The organism is Kordia sp. (genome assembly GCF_965283645.1).
Taxonomy (GTDB): Bacteria; Bacteroidota; Bacteroidia; order Flavobacteriales; family Flavobacteriaceae; genus Kordia.
Map to the genome: position 1 here is coordinate 5009085 of NZ_CBDIPG010000001.1, position 20920 is coordinate 5030004.

19 protein-coding genes are annotated in these 20920 nt (G+C 33.1%); 7 read left to right on the plus strand and 12 right to left on the minus strand.

The annotated features are described in order from the left end of the window. Window positions 1-2: 2 nt before the first annotated feature. The 3 genes from ACQ654_RS21990 to ACQ654_RS22000 form a co-directional block, all read right to left on the minus strand. Window positions 3-302 carry a hypothetical protein gene (locus tag ACQ654_RS21990; protein WP_430412497.1) on the minus strand — a complete coding sequence of 100 codons (300 nt, stop codon included), beginning with the start codon at window positions 300-302 and terminating at the stop codon, window positions 3-5. Between the two features lie 235 nt (window positions 303-537). Continuing rightward, window positions 538-1809 carry an adenylosuccinate synthase gene (locus ACQ654_RS21995; protein WP_430412498.1) on the minus strand — a complete coding sequence of 424 codons (1272 nt, stop codon included), beginning with the start codon at window positions 1807-1809 and terminating at the stop codon, window positions 538-540. A 27-nt stretch (window positions 1810-1836) separates the two neighbouring features. Beyond that, a complete protein-coding gene (locus ACQ654_RS22000) occupies window positions 1837-2274 on the minus strand; it encodes a Fur family transcriptional regulator (RefSeq protein ID WP_430413043.1) in 438 nt (145 codons plus the stop codon). A gap of 285 nt (window positions 2275-2559) precedes the next feature. Here ACQ654_RS22000 and ACQ654_RS22005 point away from each other — a divergent pair, with 285 nt between their 5' ends. From ACQ654_RS22005 to ACQ654_RS22020, 4 genes are all read left to right on the plus strand, one after another. Then, the gene (locus tag ACQ654_RS22005; RefSeq protein ID WP_430412499.1) at window positions 2560-2811 is read left to right on the plus strand and encodes a hypothetical protein; all 252 of its coding nucleotides are present in this window, start codon (window positions 2560-2562) and stop codon (window positions 2809-2811) included. Window positions 2812-2831: 20 nt separating this feature from the next. Beyond that, on the plus strand, window positions 2832-3071 hold the full coding sequence (locus tag ACQ654_RS22010) for a hypothetical protein (protein WP_430412500.1): 240 nt from the start codon (window positions 2832-2834) through the stop codon (window positions 3069-3071). A gap of 238 nt (window positions 3072-3309) precedes the next feature. Then, window positions 3310-3534: a hypothetical protein gene (locus ACQ654_RS22015; RefSeq protein WP_430412501.1), complete on the plus strand. Its 225-nt coding sequence runs from the start codon at window positions 3310-3312 to the stop codon at window positions 3532-3534. A gap of 22 nt (window positions 3535-3556) precedes the next feature. Beyond that, complete coding sequence (locus ACQ654_RS22020) at window positions 3557-3763, plus strand: hypothetical protein (RefSeq protein ID WP_430412502.1); 207 nt, start codon at window positions 3557-3559, stop codon at window positions 3761-3763. 182 nt (window positions 3764-3945) lie between these two features. On the opposite strand, the gene ACQ654_RS22025 is transcribed toward ACQ654_RS22020, so the two are convergent. Both ACQ654_RS22025 and ACQ654_RS22030 read right to left on the minus strand, forming a co-directional pair. After that, window positions 3946-4548 carry a hypothetical protein gene (locus tag ACQ654_RS22025; protein ID WP_430412503.1) on the minus strand — a complete coding sequence of 201 codons (603 nt, stop codon included), beginning with the start codon at window positions 4546-4548 and terminating at the stop codon, window positions 3946-3948. A 341-nt stretch (window positions 4549-4889) separates the two neighbouring features. Continuing rightward, entirely contained in the window at window positions 4890-7103 is a 2214-nt protein-coding gene (locus ACQ654_RS22030; protein ID WP_430412504.1) for a RelA/SpoT family protein, read from the minus strand. Window positions 7104-7274: 171 nt separating this feature from the next. Between ACQ654_RS22030 and ACQ654_RS22035 the strand changes: the two genes are divergently transcribed. After that, window positions 7275-7454, plus strand: a complete 180-nt coding sequence (locus tag ACQ654_RS22035; protein ID WP_430412505.1) for a hypothetical protein — start codon at window positions 7275-7277, stop codon at window positions 7452-7454. A 5-nt stretch (window positions 7455-7459) separates the two neighbouring features. Here the strand turns inward: ACQ654_RS22035 and ACQ654_RS22040 are convergent, their stop codons facing one another. Further along, the gene (locus ACQ654_RS22040; protein WP_430412506.1) at window positions 7460-8266 is read right to left on the minus strand and encodes a TrmH family RNA methyltransferase; all 807 of its coding nucleotides are present in this window, start codon (window positions 8264-8266) and stop codon (window positions 7460-7462) included. Window positions 8267-8541: 275 nt separating this feature from the next. Between ACQ654_RS22040 and ACQ654_RS22045 the strand changes: the two genes are divergently transcribed. Both ACQ654_RS22045 and ACQ654_RS22050 read left to right on the plus strand, forming a co-directional pair. Further along, the gene (locus ACQ654_RS22045) at window positions 8542-12516 is read left to right on the plus strand and encodes a T9SS type A sorting domain-containing protein (protein ID WP_430412507.1); all 3975 of its coding nucleotides are present in this window, start codon (window positions 8542-8544) and stop codon (window positions 12514-12516) included. A gap of 132 nt (window positions 12517-12648) precedes the next feature. Next, complete coding sequence (locus ACQ654_RS22050) at window positions 12649-13452, plus strand: DUF6503 family protein (RefSeq protein WP_430412508.1); 804 nt, start codon at window positions 12649-12651, stop codon at window positions 13450-13452. Window positions 13453-13534: 82 nt separating this feature from the next. Here ACQ654_RS22050 and ACQ654_RS22055 read toward each other — a convergent pair whose 3' ends face one another. From ACQ654_RS22055 to ACQ654_RS22080, 6 genes are all read right to left on the minus strand, one after another. Next, window positions 13535-13948, minus strand: a complete 414-nt coding sequence (locus ACQ654_RS22055; protein WP_430412509.1) for a hypothetical protein — start codon at window positions 13946-13948, stop codon at window positions 13535-13537. Window positions 13949-13996: 48 nt separating this feature from the next. Then, complete coding sequence (locus tag ACQ654_RS22060; protein ID WP_430412510.1) at window positions 13997-15295, minus strand: amidohydrolase family protein; 1299 nt, start codon at window positions 15293-15295, stop codon at window positions 13997-13999. An 11-nt stretch (window positions 15296-15306) separates the two neighbouring features. Continuing rightward, the gene (locus ACQ654_RS22065; protein ID WP_430412511.1) at window positions 15307-18279 is read right to left on the minus strand and encodes an amidohydrolase family protein; all 2973 of its coding nucleotides are present in this window, start codon (window positions 18277-18279) and stop codon (window positions 15307-15309) included. A 93-nt stretch (window positions 18280-18372) separates the two neighbouring features. Further along, window positions 18373-19152, minus strand: coding sequence for a hypothetical protein (locus tag ACQ654_RS22070; protein WP_430412512.1), 780 nt, complete (start codon window positions 19150-19152; stop codon window positions 18373-18375). Between the two features lie 37 nt (window positions 19153-19189). Next, entirely contained in the window at window positions 19190-19825 is a 636-nt protein-coding gene (locus ACQ654_RS22075) for a DUF6702 family protein (protein WP_430412513.1), read from the minus strand. A gap of 67 nt (window positions 19826-19892) precedes the next feature. Beyond that, window positions 19893-20915, minus strand: coding sequence for a YHYH protein (locus tag ACQ654_RS22080; protein ID WP_430412514.1), 1023 nt, complete (start codon window positions 20913-20915; stop codon window positions 19893-19895). Window positions 20916-20920: the final 5 nt, after the last annotated feature.

Consider the following 20920-nt stretch of genomic DNA (forward strand, 5'->3'; position numbering starts at 1 on the left):
TATTATCTTCCTCTAGTAAATATTGATAGGTCAAAGTCAATAAAATACAAGAAGGCTAAAATGAGTACCGCAATGATTACGATTAACCGAATGGATACTTCACGATTTCCTCTGTTTCTATTGGCTTTACGTGCTTCTTTCCAATGTCCTCCAAAATCGTTTGCATTTAGACTTTCTCTGTGTTTCACAAATCTAGACTCAATCTCATAAACGTTTCCAGTTTCTTTACCTTCGTAATAACGTGGTGTATAATTGAATCGTTTGTTCTTTCTTAGTTTAAATGTATTTCCTTTTAAAAACATAGGTGTAGAATTATATCAAAGTTACCTAAAATCAAAACAAAAACCATTCCTAAAGCTATAAAAAATGTTAAAATGCTGGAGTATACGAATAAAAAGAAGCGATCTATAAAGTAATAATAAGCGTCATTCTGAATTTAGTTCAGAATCGCATTACAATGATTTGCAATGATTATGAGAAACTGAATCAAGTTCAGTTTGCCGTTTTTTCAACTTTTTAGATCACTTCTATTGTATTTTATCTGTGTATTGTTTGTGTTCTATCAGGACCGACAGAAACGATTTTAATTGGTATTTCAAGTTCCTTTTCTAAGAAATCGATGTAATCATTTAATTCTTTTGGGAATTGAGAAGGCTCTGACATTTTTGTTAAATCTTCTTTCCAACCTTTGAAATCCGTATATATTGGTTCAATATTTTCTGGTTCAATATTGTATGGAAGATGTGAAATTGTTTCTCCTTTGTATTTGTATGCTGTACATACTTTTAAGGTTTTAAAACCAGAAAGTACATCACCTTTCATCATCATTAGTTGCGTTACACCATTTATTTGTGCGGTATATTTTAAAGCGACTAAGTCCAGCCATCCGCAACGTCTTGGTCTTCCAGTTACAGCGCCAAATTCGTGTCCAATTCGTGCCATATCTGAACCAACTTCGTCAAATAATTCCGTTGGAAAAGGTCCTGAACCTACACGTGTTGTGTATGCTTTGAAAATTCCGAAAACGTCTTTTATTTTGTTTGGAGCAACTCCTAAGCCTGTACATGCACCAGCGGCAGTTGTAGTAGAAGAAGTTACAAACGGATACGTTCCAAAATCAATATCTAATAATGAACCTTGTGCACCTTCAGCTAAAATAGTTTTTCCGCCTTTTTGTGCTTGGTGTAAATATTCTTCACTATCAATAAATTGTAATGATTTTAAAACTTCTACAGCTTCAAAGAATTCAGTTTCCATTTCTTCTAAATCATACTGAACATCTACATTGTAGAAATTAATCATCGCTTCGTGCTTGTTGGTTAGCGCACGATATTTTTCTTTCCAATTATCCAATTCTAAATCTCCAACACGAATTCCGTTTCTTCCTGTTTTGTCCATATACGTTGGTCCAATACCTTTTAACGTAGAACCAATTTTCGCTTTTCCTTTGGATGCTTCAGAAGCGGCATCTAACAAACGATGTGTTGGAAGAATTAAGTGTGCTTTTCTTGAAATGATTAATTTGGCTTTTAGATCGATATTAAATTTTGCCAAACCATCTAATTCCTTTTTAAAAACTACAGGATCGATTACGACACCATTTCCGATAACGTTGGTTGCTGTTTCGTGAAAAATTCCAGATGGAATTGTACGTAATACATGCTTAATTCCGTCAAATTCGAGTGTATGTCCTGCATTTGGGCCACCTTGAAAACGAGCAATAATATCGTAGTTAGCGGTCAATACGTCAACAATTTTCCCTTTGCCTTCGTCTCCCCATTGAAGTCCGAGTAGTAAATCTACTGCCATTGTAATAATTGAGTTAGTGTGTTGTTGTTAGTTGTTTTTCTTAGTTGCGTAGAAATATAATGAATGATTGTGAATATCAATATCAAAGATTTCTTCTATTGTTTTTTTGATACTTTGAATTCGTGGATCACAGAATTCCATCACTTCTCCTGAGTCTGTTAAGATAATGTGATCGTGTTGTTTATCAAAGTATGATTTTTCGTAGTGTGCCTGATTTTGTCCAAACTGATGTTTACGAACTAAGTTGCTTTCTAATAAAAGTTCTATAGTGTTGTAAAGCGTGGCTCTACTTACTCTATAGTTTTTATTTTTCATTTTAATATATAACGATTCTATGTCAAAGTGTTCTTCGCTTTCGTAAATTTCTTGTAGTATAGCAAAGCGCTCTGGAGTTTTTCGATGTCCGTTATCTTCTAAAAACTTTGTAAAAACGTTTTTTACAATATCTTGATTATTTTCCTCCATTTGTTGTTGCATCTTGGCTGAAGATTTAAATGACAAAGTTACACTTATTTTTCAAATTTAAGGATACAAAAATGCATTGGAATTTAAAACTAATTGAAAAGGGCAATGATTTTAACAGATGACAATTGGATAACGTTTGCTTTTTTATAATTAATAATGTACTTTTAGTGAGTATAAATCTGATTTTCAGAAATATATATTCTCCTAAATATATGAAATAGCATTGCAGTATACACCTAGTTTTGGTGTGTTTTTGAATGCAATTAACTCACTATTTTATATATCATGAAAAAACAAGAATTTAAGAATAGACTTATTTTAGGAAAGAAAGTTATTTCTAATTTACAACAAAATCGTCTTTACGGAGGAACAGATGTTGTTTCCGATCCAATTAAAATTACAACGATTGTATGGACAGATAAACGTATTTGCACAGGTGGAAATACAGAAGATGTCTGCCCAGTTGATCCAACAAGAGTGACGACAATTCCACCAACATGTATGGACGCTTGTCATACAGAAGCATGTAGTAATTAAACCATAAAAAACCAATATTCATGAAAAAAAGAGAATTTAACAACAATCTTAAATTAGGAAAAAGAGTAATTTCCAATTTACAAGAACACAGTATTCAAGGTGGAACTGATGCAATTACTACAGGAACTTATATTATTGTAACCACTATTAAAATTTTAACGGAACATATTACAAATCCGCGTATTTGCAGATCAGCAGATACTGAGTGTACACTCACAACAGTAACAACATCAACACCTGTGCCTGATACAACTGGATAAATGACGATGCAAAAATGGGTTGTTTAAAAAGACGTCATTGCGAATGAAATGAAGCAATCTGTAAAATTTAAATTATTGACTAACAGATTACTTCGAAATTAAAAACTTCCCGTAATGACAGTATTAGTACCTTTTTAGACAATCTCATTGTACAGTTTTTATTTTTTAAATAACAAGTTAATTAATCAATACTAAAGACTACATATATGAAGAAAAAGAATTTAATTCGAAATTAAACTTGAATAAAAATATTATCTCTAGTTTACAAAAGGATAGTCTTCACGGTGGAACCGATATTATTGTATATGCAACAACATATGTAATTGTCAATACTATTAAAATTATAACTGAGCATTTTACAAAACCAAGAGTTTGCCCAGAAGAAACAAAATACGGTTGTCCATTATCACATGATTGTACAACAAACCCACCAAGTTGTGTTCGAACTGCCTGTTTTTGTTAACCGTTTAAAAATCATAATTAGTATGAAAAAAAAAGATTTTAATGGAAAATTACTATTAGGAAAAAAAGTAATTTCCAATTTGCATAGTAAAAGTGTACAAGGAGGAACTGAAATTACAATGCATAGTCCAACTACAATTGAAAGAACTATTAAAACAAGGCAAGATGCATGTACTATTATACCAACATGCTATTGCTCGTTAACATGCCCTGAAAAATGTGGCGGATAATAAATTAAGTTACTACTAGTTATTGTAACTCGAAGGCTGTCTAGATAATAAAACTATCGTTCGACAGCTTTCTTTTTTTGTATGTATTTTAATTTGAGAAAGAAAACGAACTTCATGAAAACTTATGAGGTTTTACGAGTATGTACGGAGCAAACGATTAACTTTATCGGTGTTGAATATAGTTACTGCTTAGCTCTTTTATACCTGCCAATTAAGATTGGAATTGCTTTGTAAACCCAAAATTCTTTACTGACAACGCCACCAGATATTCCACTCTGACTATATTTTTCAACATAGAAAGTTTTATGTTCATCAATTGGAATAACGGATTTTCCAGTTAATATTATAATTGTATCATAAATCAATTGTTCAAATTGTTCTACTGTTTCGGGTAATTTGTAATCTTTAAAATAATTGAATAATTCACGCCATAATTCTTTGTCGCCACGAAGACCATATTGACGAGGTCTATCTGCAAATAAATCGCTAATTGAATTATTTTTCAACTTTTTGAAATAGTCATAAATAATAGTGAAATTTTCTTTATTCTTATGGTTGTATAAAATGACTAAATCTTCTATTTCTTCAGATAAGATTGAGTTTCTTTTTCTCAATTCATAGATATTTTGAATAATTATGATTTGAGGATGATCTTTTTTCGGGTTTTTAATGAAATCCAAAATCCGACTCCAATTACCAGTTTTATAAAAATCAGGACGTTGTAAACTGAAGAATCTATTTGGTATATTATCTCTAACGTCAAATATTTCTATGGTACGACTCATGATTGTGGAAAACGTGTCTGTATGTGATTAGTAGCTTGGTTAAGTAAAAAATAAAACTAACTAGAAAATACGTTTACTTGATATACTTTTTTAATGTATTAAATACTGTAATTATGTCTATTTCTTTTGATTCAATTGAAATGCGATAAAAGAATGTAGTTTGTTTGGTAATTACATATTCATAAAGACTTTTAAATCCCCGTTTTCTAAAAGGTAATTTTAGGTTTTAAGAGGTTTGTATTTAGGTAGTTCGGATAAAAACATATTCGTTGTAATATCTTCTTCAAAATGAATTATAAGAGACTCTTTTTCCTTTAGTAAAATTATTTATTGAACTTTATCTAGGCACGTGTTACTTTCTCAATTCCGTTGATCTTTTTAAGATTTGTAATTAAGCGTTTTAAAATTGAATTATTTTTTACAATTACAGTAATTCTACCAGTAAATATGCCATCATTGGTTTCAAAACTAATGTTTCGAATGTTTACGTGCATATTGTTTGAAATGATTTTTGTGACTTCATTTACCAATCCCATATTGTCAATTCCGGTAAATTCGAGCAAGGCTGTAAATTCTTCTTGAGAAGAATCAATCCACTTTGCAAGCATAATTCGGTATGCATAATTTGCCTGTAAGCTTACCGCATTTGGACAATCTTTTTTATGTACTTTTATACCTTCATTTACGGTTACAAATCCAAAAACAGGATCGCCAGGAATAGGATTGCAGCAGTTTGCCAATTTGTAATTTAGTTTTTCTTCTTCTTTTCCAAATACAAGTAAATCATAGCGATTTGAAACTTCGGGCTGATTGATTTCCTCATTTGGAATGTTTGGAGATCTTCGTATTTTATTCTTAAAGAATTTAAAAATACTATTGCTACGTTGTGATGCATATTCTTTTAACTTTTGGTTGTCAATTGTGCCAATTCCTATGCGATAGAATAAGTCTAAACTTGTTTTTAGTTTAAAATGACTCACCAATTCATTAATCGATTTTTCATCAAGCGCAATTTTTAACTGTTTTAACTTACGACGTAAAATTTCTTTTCCGTCTTCAGCAATGCTTTTCTTTTCTTCTCGTAAGGATGATTTTATACGAGATCGTGCACGTGAAGTTGTTGCATAATCGAGCCAGTTAGCATTTGGTTTCGATTTGTCAGACGTAATAATTTCAACCTGATCACCACTTTTCAATTCGTGACTTAGCGGAACTAATTTCCCGTTTACTTTTGCGCCACGCGTATGGTATCCAACTTGCGTGTGAATGCTAAAGGCAAAATCTAGCGGAGTAGCACCTTTTGGCAACGATCGTAAATCTCCTGTAGGTGTAAACACGAATATTTCTTTTGCATACAAGTTGAGCTTAAATTGTTCTACAAAATCAACAGCATTTGTTTCTTGATTTTCGAGTGCTTCTTGTAATTTATTTAGCCAAGGTTCTAAGCCTTGTTCTTTTTGTTCACCTTGTTTGTATTTAAAATGTGCCGCATAGCCTTTTTCTGCAATTTCATGCATACGATGTGAACGAATTTGTACTTCAACCCAACGCCCTTTCGGACCCATTACGGTAATGTGTAAAGCTTCATAACCTGTTGATTTTGGGGAAGATATCCAATCGCGTAAGCGTACAGGGTTTGGTCTAAAATGATCCGTTACAATAGAATATATTTTCCAAGCTAAAAACTTTTCATTGTCTGGTGTTTCTGTTTCATATATAATTCGGATAGCAAATTTATCATAGACTTCATCAAAAGTAACTGCTTGTTTCACCATTTTTCTACGAATAGAAAAAATAGATTTAAAACGTCCTTTAATATCGTATTTGAGTTCTTCTTTGTCTAACGAATTTTTTATGATAGAAGCAAAGTTGTCAATATATTCTTGTTGTTCTTCTTTGCTTTCTTCAATTTTATTTTGAATGTCATTAAAAACTTCGGGTTCTGTATATTTTAAGCCTAAATCTTCTAATTCAGTTTTAATATTATACAAACCTATTCGGTGTGCTAACGGAGCATAAATGTATAAGGTCTCCGAAGCAATCTTAACTTGTTTATGTGCTGGCATTGAACCCATAGTTTGCATATTGTGCAAACGATCGGCAATTTTGATAATAATTACACGTACATCATCGTTGATTGTCAATAGCATTTTACGGAAGTTTTCCGCTTGCATTGATACGTCTTTGTCTTTCTTTAAATGTGAAATTTTGGTCAGACCGTCAACAATTTTTGCAACGGTAACTCCAAACATACGTTCAATATCTTCTAAGGTATACTCAGTATCTTCTACCACATCATGTAGTAGTGCGGCAACAATGGAAGTAGCATCTAGTCCAATTTCAGAAGCTACAATTTTGGCAACAGCAATTGGATGAAAAATATACGCTTCTCCACTTTTCCTTCGTTGTTCCTTATGCGCATCAACAGCAATATCAAAAGCCTTTCGAATGATTTTCTTGTCTTCATCAGAAAGTATTTGATAACTAATGCGCAACAATTCTTTGTATTGCTTTGCAATGGCTGCATTTTCTTTTTCGATATCAATCTCTGTCATAGAATTAAAATTAAGCTAAAGAAATGGAAGAAACAAGTATGAGGAATGAATTTAAAAAATAAAATGATGCTTCTGATTGTAATGTATTCCCGTAGTGATCTTATGTGTTTGGTTTATCAATACAATGAATGTATGAAGTATCTTATTGTTTAATCTTTTAATTAAAAAATCATGAACACTATTTTAAACATTTCGGAAGTTAAAATTTTAAGTAAAAAAGAACAACGTGGCATCACGGGTAGCGGTGGATTTGGACCGTGTTCGCAAACATCAGATTGTGGTCCTGCAAATTGTTGGGTTTGTGTACAACCAATTGGTCGATGTTTGCTTTTGTTTAGTTGTCCTTATTAGTAATATTACTTAAAATCTCTTTGTCGTTTTGCTTCAAAGATTAAAATAGCAGCAGCAACAGAAACATTCATAGAATCTATTTTTCCTTGCATAGGAATGATGATATTTTGGGTGGAATTTTTCAACCATTCATCACTCAAACCTGTAGCTTCTGTACCTACAACAATGGCTGTTGCTTTTTTAAAGTTTTGTACGTGATAATTTTCAGAAGCTGTTAATGCGGCACAATAAATTGAAATTTCTTTTTCACGTAAAAATGAAATGATTTCAGCAGTATTTCCCATAGCTATTTGTGTAGTAAATACACAACCGACACTTGATCGTACTATGTTTGGATTGTACAAATCGGTTTTCGGATTGGCAATAAAAACGGCATCTACATTTGCGGCATCCGCAGTTCTGAGCAACGCACCAATATTTCCAGGTTTTTCAGGTGCTTCCGCAACTAATATTAAAGGTGTTTTGTTGTGAAAAGTAATATTTTTCAGCAAATGTTCTTTCGTTTGCATGACAGCTATTACACCTTCTGTACTTCCTCTGTAGGCAATTTTTTGATACACTTCTTTCGAAATCTCAATACATTCAGGAGTGTTTTTTGCTTTTTTTAGAAGTTCCTGTATACGTTCATGTGCGCAAATTTCTGGGTAAAACAAGAGTGTGTCAATGGTATAATCTCCATCTAGCGCAAGTGTTAATTCACGCAAACCTTCTAAAATACATTTTCCTTCTTTTTTACGACTTCGCGATTTTTCTTGAAGTTGTAAAATATGTTTTATGGTAGCATTTTGAGTGCTGGAAATCTGTTTGTACATGTTGCAAATATAGCAAAGCTATTTTATAAATATTCAGCAGTTTTTCAAGAGAAATAAATTACTTCTAAAGCTAATTATTCACAACATATCATTTTGTAGAAAACTAGTGCTAAAAGTCAAGGATGTAAGTAGTGTAGTATGATTATAAAAAGAATATCTGTAAATATGCTCAAATCAGCTTTTTTTACAACCTTTAATTCGATAATCATGGATTGCTTTTCTTTTATTATTTATACGTTTGAAGTATTTTTGACAAAATTTAAACCGATTCATATATGAAAAAATTAATACTATTTGTATTTATAATGTTTACCAGTATTATAAATGCACAAGTGGCAAATCAACCCAGTGATTTTGAAGTTTGTGATAACAATAACTTTACTCCTGGCAGTCCCATTGATGCGAATGATATTAACGACGGATTGATGTGTTTTGACTTAAGCCAAAAAAACCCCGAAGTTTTAGGAACTCAAAACCCTGCCGACTTTACTATTACATATCATGTGTCGCAAACAGATGCAGATATAAGCATGAATGCTTTGTCAATACCGTTTTGTAATACCAGTAATCCGCAAACTATTTATGTTCGATTGGAATCTATTATCACAGGAGATTTTGATACAACAAGTTTTATGTTGAATGTAATTTCAAGTCCATCAGTGCCAGATTCTGCTGCGATTGATATTTTTAAATGTGATGAACCTAATAGTATTGACGGATTTACAACATTTGATTTGACAGTTTTTGAATCTTATATTTATGGTTCGCAGTCAACAACAGATAATACATTACGCTATTTTGAAACAGAAGCAGATGCTATTGCTGATATGAATGCAATTACAAATTTGACATCGTATACCAACACTGTAATAGATCAACAGATCTATATCCGTATGACAAATATTACGACAGGTTGTTTTACAATAGGTTTCTTCATCCTTTTTGTAGAAGAGCCAGCAACTTTAATACAACCAACATCTTTAGATGCTTGCGATTTTAATAATAGTGAAATTGCTGTTTTCGATTTAACAACTAGGGCTTTAGATATTACAAATGGTGATACATCAATTGAACTACAATATTATGCTTCAGCAGCTGATTTAAATAACAATACACCAATTGTAAACCCTACAGCATATTCGAATACAGACAATCCGCAAACCATTTTTGTGAGAGCAATAACAGGTGATTTTGATTGCCCGTCAGATGTTACACAAACTATTCGTGTATTACCAGCGCCTTCAATACCTTCTAGTGTAACTCCAATACTTAGTTGTGATGATGATAATGATGGATTAATAGTTGTTGATTTATCAAGTCGTGAAACCGAGATAATTGATACAAATACAGATGTTGTCGTTAGTTATCATGAACAATATTCAGACGCTATTTCAGGATCTAACCCAATTTCAAATCCAACAAATTTCTCAATAAGCACATCTAATTTCTCTAATAGTGGAATCACTTCAGTGATTGCTAGAATAGAAAGTACATTACAGGTTGCAAGTGATAATACGCCTTGTTTTTCTATCGTGTATTTACAAGTTTTTAATACTAATCCTTTATTTACGAATACTTCATATGATTATAGAACTTGTGTTGATGATACAAGTTATGTAGGAACATTTAATTGGGATACAATTACTGATGAGTTGTCTTTTTTAAATAGCCCTCAGATTGTTGGCGACTTTTTAATTAGTTACCACCTTACAGCGACTGATGTAATAACAAACAATAATCCATTGGCCAATGGGTTTCAGAATACAACAAACCCGCAAACAGTATATATACGTGCTGAAAATAGTATCACTGGATGTGTAGAAACTGAAAATATTCCAACATTAACTTTAGATGTACAACGCACACCTATTATTAATGAAAATCTTACTCCTATAGAAAAGTGTGATCCTAATGGAAATGGTATTGCTCTTTTTCGTATAAGGAATGAAGTTGATAGCATCACAGATGACGAGTCTTTAAATATTACTTATTATGAAACACAAGAAGATGCTGAAAATGCAGAAAACGAAGTGAATGCATCTTTTTATTATAATACAACGCCAAATATACAGACTATGCATGTGCGTGCTGAGAATACTAATGGTTGTTACTCACTTACAACTTTAAATTTAGTAGTAAATTCTGAATGTTTACCTTTTAACAATATTATTGGATCCTATATTTGTGAGTATGATACTCCTGGATTGGGTTGTTTTAATTTAATGTCTAGAGAATCAGAAGTATTAGGGAGCATTGATCCAAGTGATGCTATTGTAAGTTATCATTTATCTGATGAAGATGCGTTTTATAATACAAATGCCATATCAAATCCAGCAACATTTTGTACTACGGAGGTTGATAATACAATTTATGTTCGTGTAGAGGAAATTTCAACAGGGAATGTTTCCGCAACTGTATTTACGTTGGTTGGACTTGAATTACAATCCAATATCAACACGCCAACTCCATTGTTAGTTTGCGATCCAGAAAATGACGGAATTGCTGTATTCCCATTAGCTTCTAAAATTTTAGAGATTTTTGATGAAAATTCAGGTTATGGAATTTCATACCATGCTACGATGGCAGATGCTGAAATCAGCATTAATAGATTAGATTTATTGTATACGAATACAACACCATATTCGCAAACTATATATGCAAGAATAAGTGGGCATCCTTTATTTTATCCTAATGCAGAATGCTATGAAATTGTTCCATTAGAATTAGTAACGGAGCCTACGTTATGCAATGTTTCTTCTAATGAAAATTATGAAGTCACAACTATACCACATGCAATATATACTATTGAAGCAATACCATCAGGTAATATTGATGATACCTTTACATACAGAATAGACATTCCTTTTGAATTTGATTTTTTTGGTAAAACCTATAATGAATTTGTTATCGGAACAAACGGAATAGTTTCTTTCAATGAAAGTTATTCTAATGCGCCTTTTAACTGGTTAATGGATGTTTCACGTAGTATTCCAAGTGCAGAATTATACACAAATTCTATTTTTGGTGTGTATCATGATTTACTAAATAATGGTACAGGTAGCTTAGGCTATGGTGTAATTGGAGAAGCTCCTTTTAGAAAAATGGTAATTTTCTTTGATGAAATTAATCAATTTGGGGATACATGTAATGATCCATCAACAACACAGATTATATTGTATGAAACACTCAATGTAGTAGATGTTCAAGTAGAACAGAAAATATCTTGTAGTGATTGGAATGGCGGATTAGGTTTACTCGGAATTCAAGATGAATATGGATTGGAAGGATATTTTCCAGAAGGTAGAAATACAGGTGCATGGGATGCGATTGATGAAGGACATCGTTTTGCACCTATAACAACATATGAAAATGTATTTTCGATTTTATGTGATGATGGAGCAGATGGATTTCTAGAATTTGATTTGTCAACCATTGATAATGACATATTAGGAGACATTACCACTGGAACAGTTACGTATTTCAATTCTGAACAAGATTTATTAAATAATAGTAATCCTTTACCAACCTTGTATACAAATACACGTAATTCTGAAATAATTTATGCTAGAGTCTTAAATGGAACAACAAATGAGGCTACTATAAAAACAGTTACGCTAGCAGTAATTGATTGTAATATGGATACTGATTCAGATGGTGTTTCAACGATGGATGAAGATGTAAATGGTGACGGGAATTTAGGGAATGATGATACGGATGGAGATGGAATTCCTGATTTTGTAGATGAAGATGATGATGGTGATTATGTATTGACAAACGTAGAATTACTCAATACAGCTACGATAACTCCTCAAAATGGTTTCTTAGATACAGATGATGATGGAATTCCAAATCATAGAGATAATGACGATGATGGAGATGGAACCTTAACGGTAGATGAAGATTATAATGGAAATAATAATCCAGAAGATGATGACACAAATAATAACAATATTCCTGATTATTTAGATAATACTGTTTTCTTATTAAGTGTAGATGAATTTGAAACAACGAGTATACGTATGTATCCAAATCCTGCAAAAGATAATCTTACTGTTGAAGCAGCTGCAAGTGTGCGTATTCAAAGTGTAGAAATATACAGTGTTGATGGTCAATTGGTACACGCTCAAAAGCAAGCGATATCAACGAATAGTTTAACGATTGATGTAAGTAATTTTTCTTCAGGTTTCTATGTATTACGAATGAAAACACAAACAAACGCAACCATAACTAAACAATTTATAGTAGAGTAAATTTTAGTTTACAAATAAAAAAGAAATCCAATACTAACTATCATCGTTAGTATTGGATTTTTTATTTTAAATTAAATGTAATTATTTACAATTCATTTCGACTTAGGAAGAAATCTAAAACTAACATCAATAATGAAAAAAATTACTTTCTTGCTTCTCGCGACATTCACACTGGTAGCGTGTAACAACACTACCAAAAAAGAAGAAACGCCTAAAGAAGCTGTAAAAGAGGTCGTTACGACTGCAAAAGAATATCCAGAAGATATACAAAAAGTATTTGATGCGCATGGCGGAATTGACAAGTGGAACGAAGCACAAACGTTGATTTATGAAATGGTAAAACCAGATAATACTGAAAAACACATCACAGATTTACATTCGCGTAAAACACGTTTAGAAGGAAAAAATTTCACAATTGGATATGATGGAAAAGATGTTTGGTTAGCTCAAAAAGATACTACAGCTTTTAGAGGAAATGCACGTTTTTACCACAATTTATACTTCTATTTTTATGCAATGCCGTTTGTATTAGGTGATGATGGAATTACGTATACGAAGGCTGAAAGCTTATCGTTTGAAGGAGTTTCATATCCTGGATATAAAATTTCATATGGTAATGGAGTAGGAGATTCACCAGAAGACAATTACTTTATTTATTACAATCCTGAAACGTATCAAATGGAATGGTTAGGATATACTGTAACCTACTTCAATGGCGCGCCAAGTACAAAAGTTAGCTACATTCGTTATGGCGATTGGCAAAAAGTAAATGGTGTTGTATTACCAAAAGTATTAACTTGGTACAAAACTGAAAATAACAAAGTGAAAGAAGTACGTAACTCAGTAAAATTCACAAATGTAATTTTAACGAACAAAACCATGGAAGCTACAAAATATGCGCGTCCAGAAGGTGCTGTTATTGTTCCTAAAAGTTAAAAATATTAAAGAATTATATATAAAAAAGGAAAGCCTCTCTACGCAATGTAAAGAGGCTTTTTTTATAAGTAAATGTATTGTATTAATTTCCTGTTGTTTTGTGTGCGTCAGTCATATGTAACTGATTTGCATCAAAGCCAGTAAACATGATATTATTTAAAATGTTGCGTAACTCAAATCGTATTGGGCTTATATTAGGAAGTATTGAGTTTTCATTTGAAAAGTTTCGAATTGTATATGCTGTACTGTGTTCAAATGGAAAACTTCTTCTCAATTCTTTATCTACATATGCACCAATATTCGATAAGTCTGGTAACGATTCAAAAACTTTTGTGTAATCAGTAGCAATATCATTTGATAATTTAGAAAACGTTGGCAATTCAAAGTTTTCAATCTTTTCATCAAAAATAGGCGTTTCTTTCGTAGTTTCCTGTGCAGTACCTTGAAAGGCAACTCCTAAAAATAATACAAGAGCAAGTTTTTTTAAATTTTTCATAATATCAATTTTAATGTTATATATGTAGCAACTTTCTTTATAAAGTTACTATTTTCCTTCGAATTTATTCATATAACGTTTCCATAATTTAGTTTGATGCGTCTCTAAACTCAGCATTCGTCCTTGAATGAAGGCAAATGTTAAAATATTAGTTCGCATGTCTAAAGCATCACCTTCACTAATAAATAACGTTGCGTCTTTACCAACTTCCAAGGTTCCAACTTGATCGTCAATACCTAAAATCTTAGCTGTATTAGATGTAATTAATTGCAACGCTTTTTCTTTATCCATTCCATGTGCCGCTACAGTTCCAGCTAAAAATGGTAAGTTACGTGTATTCATACGTTCCATTTGACCACTGTTTTCCAATCCTACCAACACACCAGCATCCGATAATATTCTAGCTTTTTTATATGATAAATCATAATCTTCATCGTCCATTTCTGGAACAGAATGCGTTCTGTGTAATAACACAGGCACATTGTTCTGACGTAAGGTTGTTGCAACTTTGTGTGCATGATAACCGCCAACAACAACCAGTTTTAAATTATTCTTTTTAGCAAAAGCAATTGCATCTAAAATTCCTTTTTCAGTATCCACATGAACAAAAAGTTTTTGCGAACCATTTACCAATCCAGCCATTGCTTCAAATGGTAAGTGTTTTGCTTTTTTTGATCCATCTAAATAGCTTTTCGCATCATTAAATACATTTTGAATTTCTTGTAGTTGTTTTGCATAATTTTTATTTGGACGCAAACCTCTTGGTTCACCAAGCCACCAACGACCACGAGAGAAGTTATTTGGCCAATTCATGTGAATTCCGTCATCTATCTTAATAGCCGCATCTTCCCAATTCCAAGCATCTAATTGTACTACTGAGGAAGTTCCGGAAACGCGTCCGCCTCTTGGCGTTATTTGTGCAGTAAGAATTCCGTTTGGTCTGCAACTTTCTACAACTTTCGATTCTGTATTGTAGGCAATCAAACTACGAATATGTGGATTAAAACTACCAGTTTCACTTTGATCACGTGTTGCTCTTACGGCATCAACTTCTACCAAACCAAGTGTAGAATTTGGTGCAATAAATCCAGGATATACGTGTTTTCCTTTCGCATCAATTACTTTTCCAGCAGTTTGTGTAGTTCCTGCTGCTCCAATACGAATGATTTTTCCGTTTTCAAATACAATTACTGCATTTTCAATCACTTGTCCATTTCCAATATGTGCCGTTGCACCAACAATAGAAATTGTTTCTGTCTGCTTTGACGCAGGTGTTTGTTGTGCAAAACTTACACTGCTGTACAAAACAGTTAAGCATAATGTAAATATATAAATATGTTTTTTCATGTCTGTTTTGTTTAAAAGTTTACGGTATCACAATGATGATGAACTTTATCTTTCTTCTTTGCTGTTTGCGTTTTCATTCCTTTGTTTTTCTCTAACAACATCATGTTCATCAACTCGTTACGTTCTTCTTTAATTTGTCTACGTAATTGTTCATCACGTGCTAAATCAAAATAAATAGTTCCTTCAATCATTGTTTTTTCTGCTTTCGTATAGATTGACATTGGATGATCTGTCCATAAAACTAAATCCGCTTGTTTTCCAGTTTTGATACTTCCTACTTTATCATCAATATGTAATAATTTTGCAGGATTCAATGTAACAAACTTCCAAGCTTCTTCTTCAGAAACGCCACCATACTTTACAGCTTTAGCCGCTTCTTGATTCAATCTACGAGACATTTCGCCATCATCAGAATTAAATGCTACGACAACTCCTTGACTGTGCATGATTGCTCCATTATACGGAATGGCATCATTTACTTCGTACTTATATGCCCACCAATCTGAAAATGTTGATCCACCAGCACCATGTGCTTTCATTTTATCAGCAACTTTATATCCTTCAAGAATATGTGTAAATGTATTTATAGTGAAGCCAAACTTGTCAGCAACTTTCATCAACATATTAATTTCGCTTTGTACATATGAATGACAAGAAACAAAACGTTTACCGTTTAAGATTTCAAGAATTGTTTCCATTTCTATATCATAACGATAGTTTCCTGCTTTCTTTTGCGCTTCGTATTCTTTCGCTCTTTGAAAATAATCTGTAAATACTTGCTCAACTCCCATACGCGTTTGCGGAAAACGAGTTGTTTCGGTATCGCCCCAATTACTTTGTTTTACGTTTTCACCTAAAGCAAATTTGATAAATCCGTCAGCATTTTTAAACAACATTTCGTCTGCGGTACGGCCCCATTTTAAGCTTAAAATAGCAGAACGTCCACCAATTGGATTGGCAGATCCGTGTAGCAATTGAATTGCTGTAACACCACCAGCTAAGTTTCTGTAAATATCTACATCTTCTGGGTTTACAACATCTGACATTTGCACTTCTGCTGTAGAATTGTGTCCAGCTTCATTAATGGCAAAAGCTCCAATGTGCGAATGTTCATCAATAACACCAGCTGTTAAGTGTTTTCCTGTGGCATCAACTACTTTGGCATTTCCTGCGCTGAGGTTTTTTCCAATACGTGCAATTTTTCCATCTTTTACTAAAACATCCGTATTTTTTAAGATTCCGTCTTTTTCATTGGTCCAAACGGTTGCATTTTTAAATAAAATGGTTTCTTGTTGTGGTAAAGTTCTTGATCCGTATGCACCATTTGGATAGGAGATAGGCAACATTTTTGGTGCGTCCATCTTTTTATCATTTCCACCTTTGTCAGCTGTCGGTTTAGAAACTTCTTTTTGAGTTGCATTGAACGCTGTTTCTGAACCATTTGCCAAAATAGCTTTTCCAGAAAAATATGTTGGATTGTCTATGCGTGATGTTAAACGAATAAATGCTGTTTTCGTTGTATCAGCAGTTGTAAATTGTAATTGTAACCAATTGTCTTTAAGCGAAATTTTAGAACCTAGTTTTAAAGAATCTTTCTTTACTTGTGCTTTTAATTTTGCAGGCGTACCAGAAATATCAACATCATACGTTTCTCCAGCTACATTAAACACATATTTTCCACGAATATCTTTTTGAGATTTATCACTAAATACATTTGGATTTCCTTGAACCCAGTTTTCATAAATAGTAGTTTTATTCTCAAAAATATCGCCAGAAGTGATTAAAAAGTTAGCTTGTTTACCATTTTGAAGCGTTCCAACTTTGTCTTCTTGCTGTAATATTTTAGCAGGAATTGTTGTCAAAGCTTCCAATGCTTTTGTTTTATCTAAACCGTATTTGATAGCTTTTAATAAGTTCGCTTTAAAATCTTTAGCCGTTTTTATATCGTGCATTGTAAAGCTAAACGTAATGCCTTTATCTGTTAATACTTTCGGATTTGAAGGCGCTTGATTCCAATGTTTCATTGCTTCCAATTCTACAACACCAGCCGCATACGGGTCAGAAACATCATATGCTTTTGGAAAGTTGATAGGAATAATGAACGCAGCATTGGTAGCTTTCATTGCGTTGATATTTTCATATTCAGTTCCATCACCAACTAACACATATTGAATTCCAAAATTGTCACCAATAGCGTCCGTTTTGATACTATTATGTTTGTTTCCAGAATGAAATATTTGTACTAAGTTTTTATTTTTGATTAATGCTTCTAAGGCTAAATCTTGACGTTTGGCATTTCCTTTAGCATACCAATCTGCATCGTAATACATTTGACGAATGAGCGCCATACTTCCCATTAGAGAAGTTGGATACGATTGACGTGAAGCGTTACTTTTACGATACGATAAGTATTGTGCAGAACGATTGTCCAAAATACGTGTGCTGTTGTCTCCATCGGAATTTAATGCGACTAACATTCCGTTACCTCTGACAATTCCGTCTTGTACATGTGTATTTACAGTACCGAAACCAGCTTTTAGCAAATTGGTTGCTTTTTTAGCATCAAAAGAAAAAGTTGTTAATGGATTTGTTTCTGGACGAATATGATCGTTCCAGTAGTAACCTTCACGACCAGCGTCGTATTGTGGAGCGGATCTCCAATTACCATTTCTTTTTGGTTTTGTAGTTCCAAAATCTGAAAATGGATCAATAAATGAAGGATAGATACTTTTTCCTGTCAAATCTACGACTGTAGCGTTTTTGGGAATAGAAATATTTGCTCCCGATTGTAATACTTTGCCATCTTGTATTAATAGAGTTCCATTTTGAATCACTTTTGTGGGAGTGACGTAAATTGTGGCGTTTGTGAATGCTGTTATGGTATGTTGTTCAGTTTTTACACCATCATTTTTAGGAAAATAATCCTGTGCAAATGTGGAAAGACTACACAAAAATAATAACAGCAGTAAGTACGATTTTTTCATTGCTTACTTTAGATATTAGGTTGATTAGTTATAAAATTTAAAGATAAGATATAAATGCCTTTTTGTGCTGTATTCAGTGTTTTTTAACGTTTATTAACGAATTGGAATCTGTGTGTTTTGAATCCATTTTTGGACTAAATTTCGATTTGTGGTAATTTCCGCAAAAACATAGATGTCACTTTGGAAACAAGGAGAAGTTTCTGCTTTTTCAATCATCACTTTGTTGTCGTAATAACTTGAATGTAGAAAGTAGAGTTCGTTGTTTTTGATAAACACATAGCCTACGTGATTGCTCAATCCTACAAAGTAGATTCCATCTTTATAAGCGTTGTTCAGTTTTGTTTTGAGTTGATCAAAGGAAACATTTCTGTAGATTTTTAGTTCAGTTCGCGGTTGTAAACTGAGGGCTTCATTCATGCCACCTTCTTGCGCCATTCTGTAACGATTTAATTGAAAACCAAGATGTTTTAGCGTTGTGGAAACAAAATAGCCACAAGCAATCTCACCATCATTTGGAATGTTGGTATGTCCGTTAAAATCCCAAGGTGTTCCATACCAATGTGGAACAATTTCGTTTATGAGTTTGTCATGCAGATATTGCGAAGCTGTGTCAATTGCCTTTTGTTTGTTTTGTGTCAATTGTCTCGCAAAATATTGACGATCAGTTGCAATTTGTTGTTTCAAGTTATTGTAATTTCCTTTTGGCGTAAAGTTGATTCCTAACCTTAAAGAATCAAGCGTAGCCGAATCTATAGAAATTTCTGTTGTTTTATCAGAAGTTTCAATAGTTGTTGCAATTGTTGCCGTATTTCTATGTTCTTTCGCGCAAGCAACACAAAAAACACATATCATAAGAAGTAAAACTCTTGTCATATGTGTTAAACGAAAAAAAGGATGTTTTCTTTTGTAGCTAATTCAAATTTTGAAACGAACTTTTTTCTTTTTGCTGTTTTCTTCTGATATATATTCCAACTGGAATTAAGATGAGTGCCAAATATCCTAACATTTTGAGGTCGAAAATACTTGCTGTTTGTGTTTTTGAAGCTATAAATTTAGCGTCTTTTACTGTTAATTCTAAAGTGTGTTTATTGGCGTTGTTTAAGACAAAATGTTCTTTGTTAAATCCTTCCTTCAGAATTACCAATGCACTTTGATTTCTGTGAATGTCACTAAATGAACTGTTTTTAATATGTACAGATTTTAGGTCAGTTGGAATTCCTGACACTTCAAAAACGACACTTGTTTCATGCCCTAGTTTTACACTACCATTACTAATTTGAATAGTTTCACTGCCATTGCAACTAATTTGAAGATTGTTTTTGATGTGCTGTATCACCATTTGCTTAAATTCTTCAGGCGTTGTATATGGCGTGTCTGCAAAGTGTAGATTTACTTCTTGTTGAAAAGCAGTTAAGGATGCTTTTATTTGAAGAATCCATGTATTGTTTTCGGTTTCTACTAACATTGTTGTAGATGTATCTGGCTGATGTGCGTTTGCAAAAAATGATAGTAGCAATACACTTAAGAATACGATTTTTTTGTACATAGTATGTTGTTTTTATGTTTAGTGAACCATCAATCTCAATATATAATAAGATTGATGATTCGTTTTTTTAAAGTGCGTATGCACCATTTAAACAGTCAATAAAACTATTCGTTCCAGGTGCGGCAACATGATAATGATAACCTCTAGTTTCGTCTGTGTGGCCTCTACATTCGTCTAAATCAGTTGGTTCATCACCATTTGCATCTAACTGTGCGTACAATCCGTAACCATCAACGGCATACCCAATCATTGCTGCATGATTGTCTGTTTGTGCTAGTTGTGTAGAAACACCTGTTGCGGCATGATAATGATACCCTGCGGCTAAGTTTATGTGTCCACCAGCATCATCAAAAGGAGCAAGTGTGTATGCGCCTAATATTGCATCTGTTGGTGCTGGCGCGTCAAATCGGACGCCATTAAAGGCAAGTCCTCTTACAGATGGACCAGTTGTAGCTTGTCCTGGAGGTCCTGGCGAACCAAAAGAAACTGGACTTGTTTGTGCAACTGGCGTTATTGGAATTAGATACGTTTGTGTAAGATCGGCAACATAGGATGGCAAACATTCTACACAGTAATTTTCATACTCGGCTCCTACATTTGGATTGGCGGCATTGGCACAATCATCTTCTGTTAGTGTTTTGTATATATTTCCACTTGCATCATACATTTGCCATGTATTGTCATTGTAAAATGTTGACATGTTTTCAATAAAAGCTCCATCTACATCATATACGAGTCCGTTTTCTAACCAAATTCCTCCAGCTTCTGCAGTATCAGAAATACTATCAGGGCACCAAGGTCCCATGTTGTGATCGGCTGGAGTACTTGTAGAAACAATTTGATAACAATCGGTTTCTGTTCCGTCAGAAAGTGTACATGGAACAGTTGTAATTGTTACCGAGCCATCTGTTGTGAGGAAAAGTGATGCATCTACGCTTACAGTTTCATTACTTGTTGGATCTGTCGGGTCAGTTGTATCAGTAGTTGTAGTTGCATCATCACTACTACTGCAACTTACGCAAGCTATTGTCATAAAATTTATTAAAACCAAGCTTACTATGTTGATTATATTATTTTTTATTTGGATCATAGGTG

Coding starts and splice junctions, on each gene's coding strand:
- ACQ654_RS22010 (WP_430412500.1), top strand. CDS start 2,832: ATGAAAAAAAGAGAATTTAACAACAATCTTAAATTAGGAAAAAGAGTA.
- ACQ654_RS22035 (WP_430412505.1), top strand. CDS start 7,275: ATGAACACTATTTTAAACATTTCGGAAGTTAAAATTTTAAGTAAAAAA.
- ACQ654_RS22060 (WP_430412510.1), bottom strand. CDS start 15,295: ATGAAAAAACATATTTATATATTTACATTATGCTTAACTGTTTTGTAC.
- ACQ654_RS22025 (WP_430412503.1), bottom strand. CDS start 4,548: ATGAGTCGTACCATAGAAATATTTGACGTTAGAGATAATATACCAAAT.
- ACQ654_RS22065 (WP_430412511.1), bottom strand. CDS start 18,279: ATGAAAAAATCGTACTTACTGCTGTTATTATTTTTGTGTAGTCTTTCC.
- ACQ654_RS22055 (WP_430412509.1), bottom strand. CDS start 13,948: ATGAAAAATTTAAAAAAACTTGCTCTTGTATTATTTTTAGGAGTTGCC.
- ACQ654_RS22030 (WP_430412504.1), bottom strand. CDS start 7,103: ATGACAGAGATTGATATCGAAAAAGAAAATGCAGCCATTGCAAAGCAA.
- ACQ654_RS22005 (WP_430412499.1), top strand. CDS start 2,560: ATGAAAAAACAAGAATTTAAGAATAGACTTATTTTAGGAAAGAAAGTT.
- ACQ654_RS22070 (WP_430412512.1), bottom strand. CDS start 19,152: ATGACAAGAGTTTTACTTCTTATGATATGTGTTTTTTGTGTTGCTTGC.
- ACQ654_RS22000 (WP_430413043.1), bottom strand. CDS start 2,274: ATGGAGGAAAATAATCAAGATATTGTAAAAAACGTTTTTACAAAGTTT.
- ACQ654_RS22050 (WP_430412508.1), top strand. CDS start 12,649: ATGAAAAAAATTACTTTCTTGCTTCTCGCGACATTCACACTGGTAGCG.
- ACQ654_RS21990 (WP_430412497.1), bottom strand. CDS start 302: ATGTTTTTAAAAGGAAATACATTTAAACTAAGAAAGAACAAACGATTC.
- ACQ654_RS22040 (WP_430412506.1), bottom strand. CDS start 8,266: ATGTACAAACAGATTTCCAGCACTCAAAATGCTACCATAAAACATATT.
- ACQ654_RS21995 (WP_430412498.1), bottom strand. CDS start 1,809: ATGGCAGTAGATTTACTACTCGGACTTCAATGGGGAGACGAAGGCAAA.
- ACQ654_RS22075 (WP_430412513.1), bottom strand. CDS start 19,825: ATGTACAAAAAAATCGTATTCTTAAGTGTATTGCTACTATCATTTTTT.
- ACQ654_RS22045 (WP_430412507.1), top strand. CDS start 8,542: ATGAAAAAATTAATACTATTTGTATTTATAATGTTTACCAGTATTATA.
- ACQ654_RS22020 (WP_430412502.1), top strand. CDS start 3,557: ATGAAAAAAAAAGATTTTAATGGAAAATTACTATTAGGAAAAAAAGTA.
- ACQ654_RS22080 (WP_430412514.1), bottom strand. CDS start 20,915: ATGATCCAAATAAAAAATAATATAATCAACATAGTAAGCTTGGTTTTA.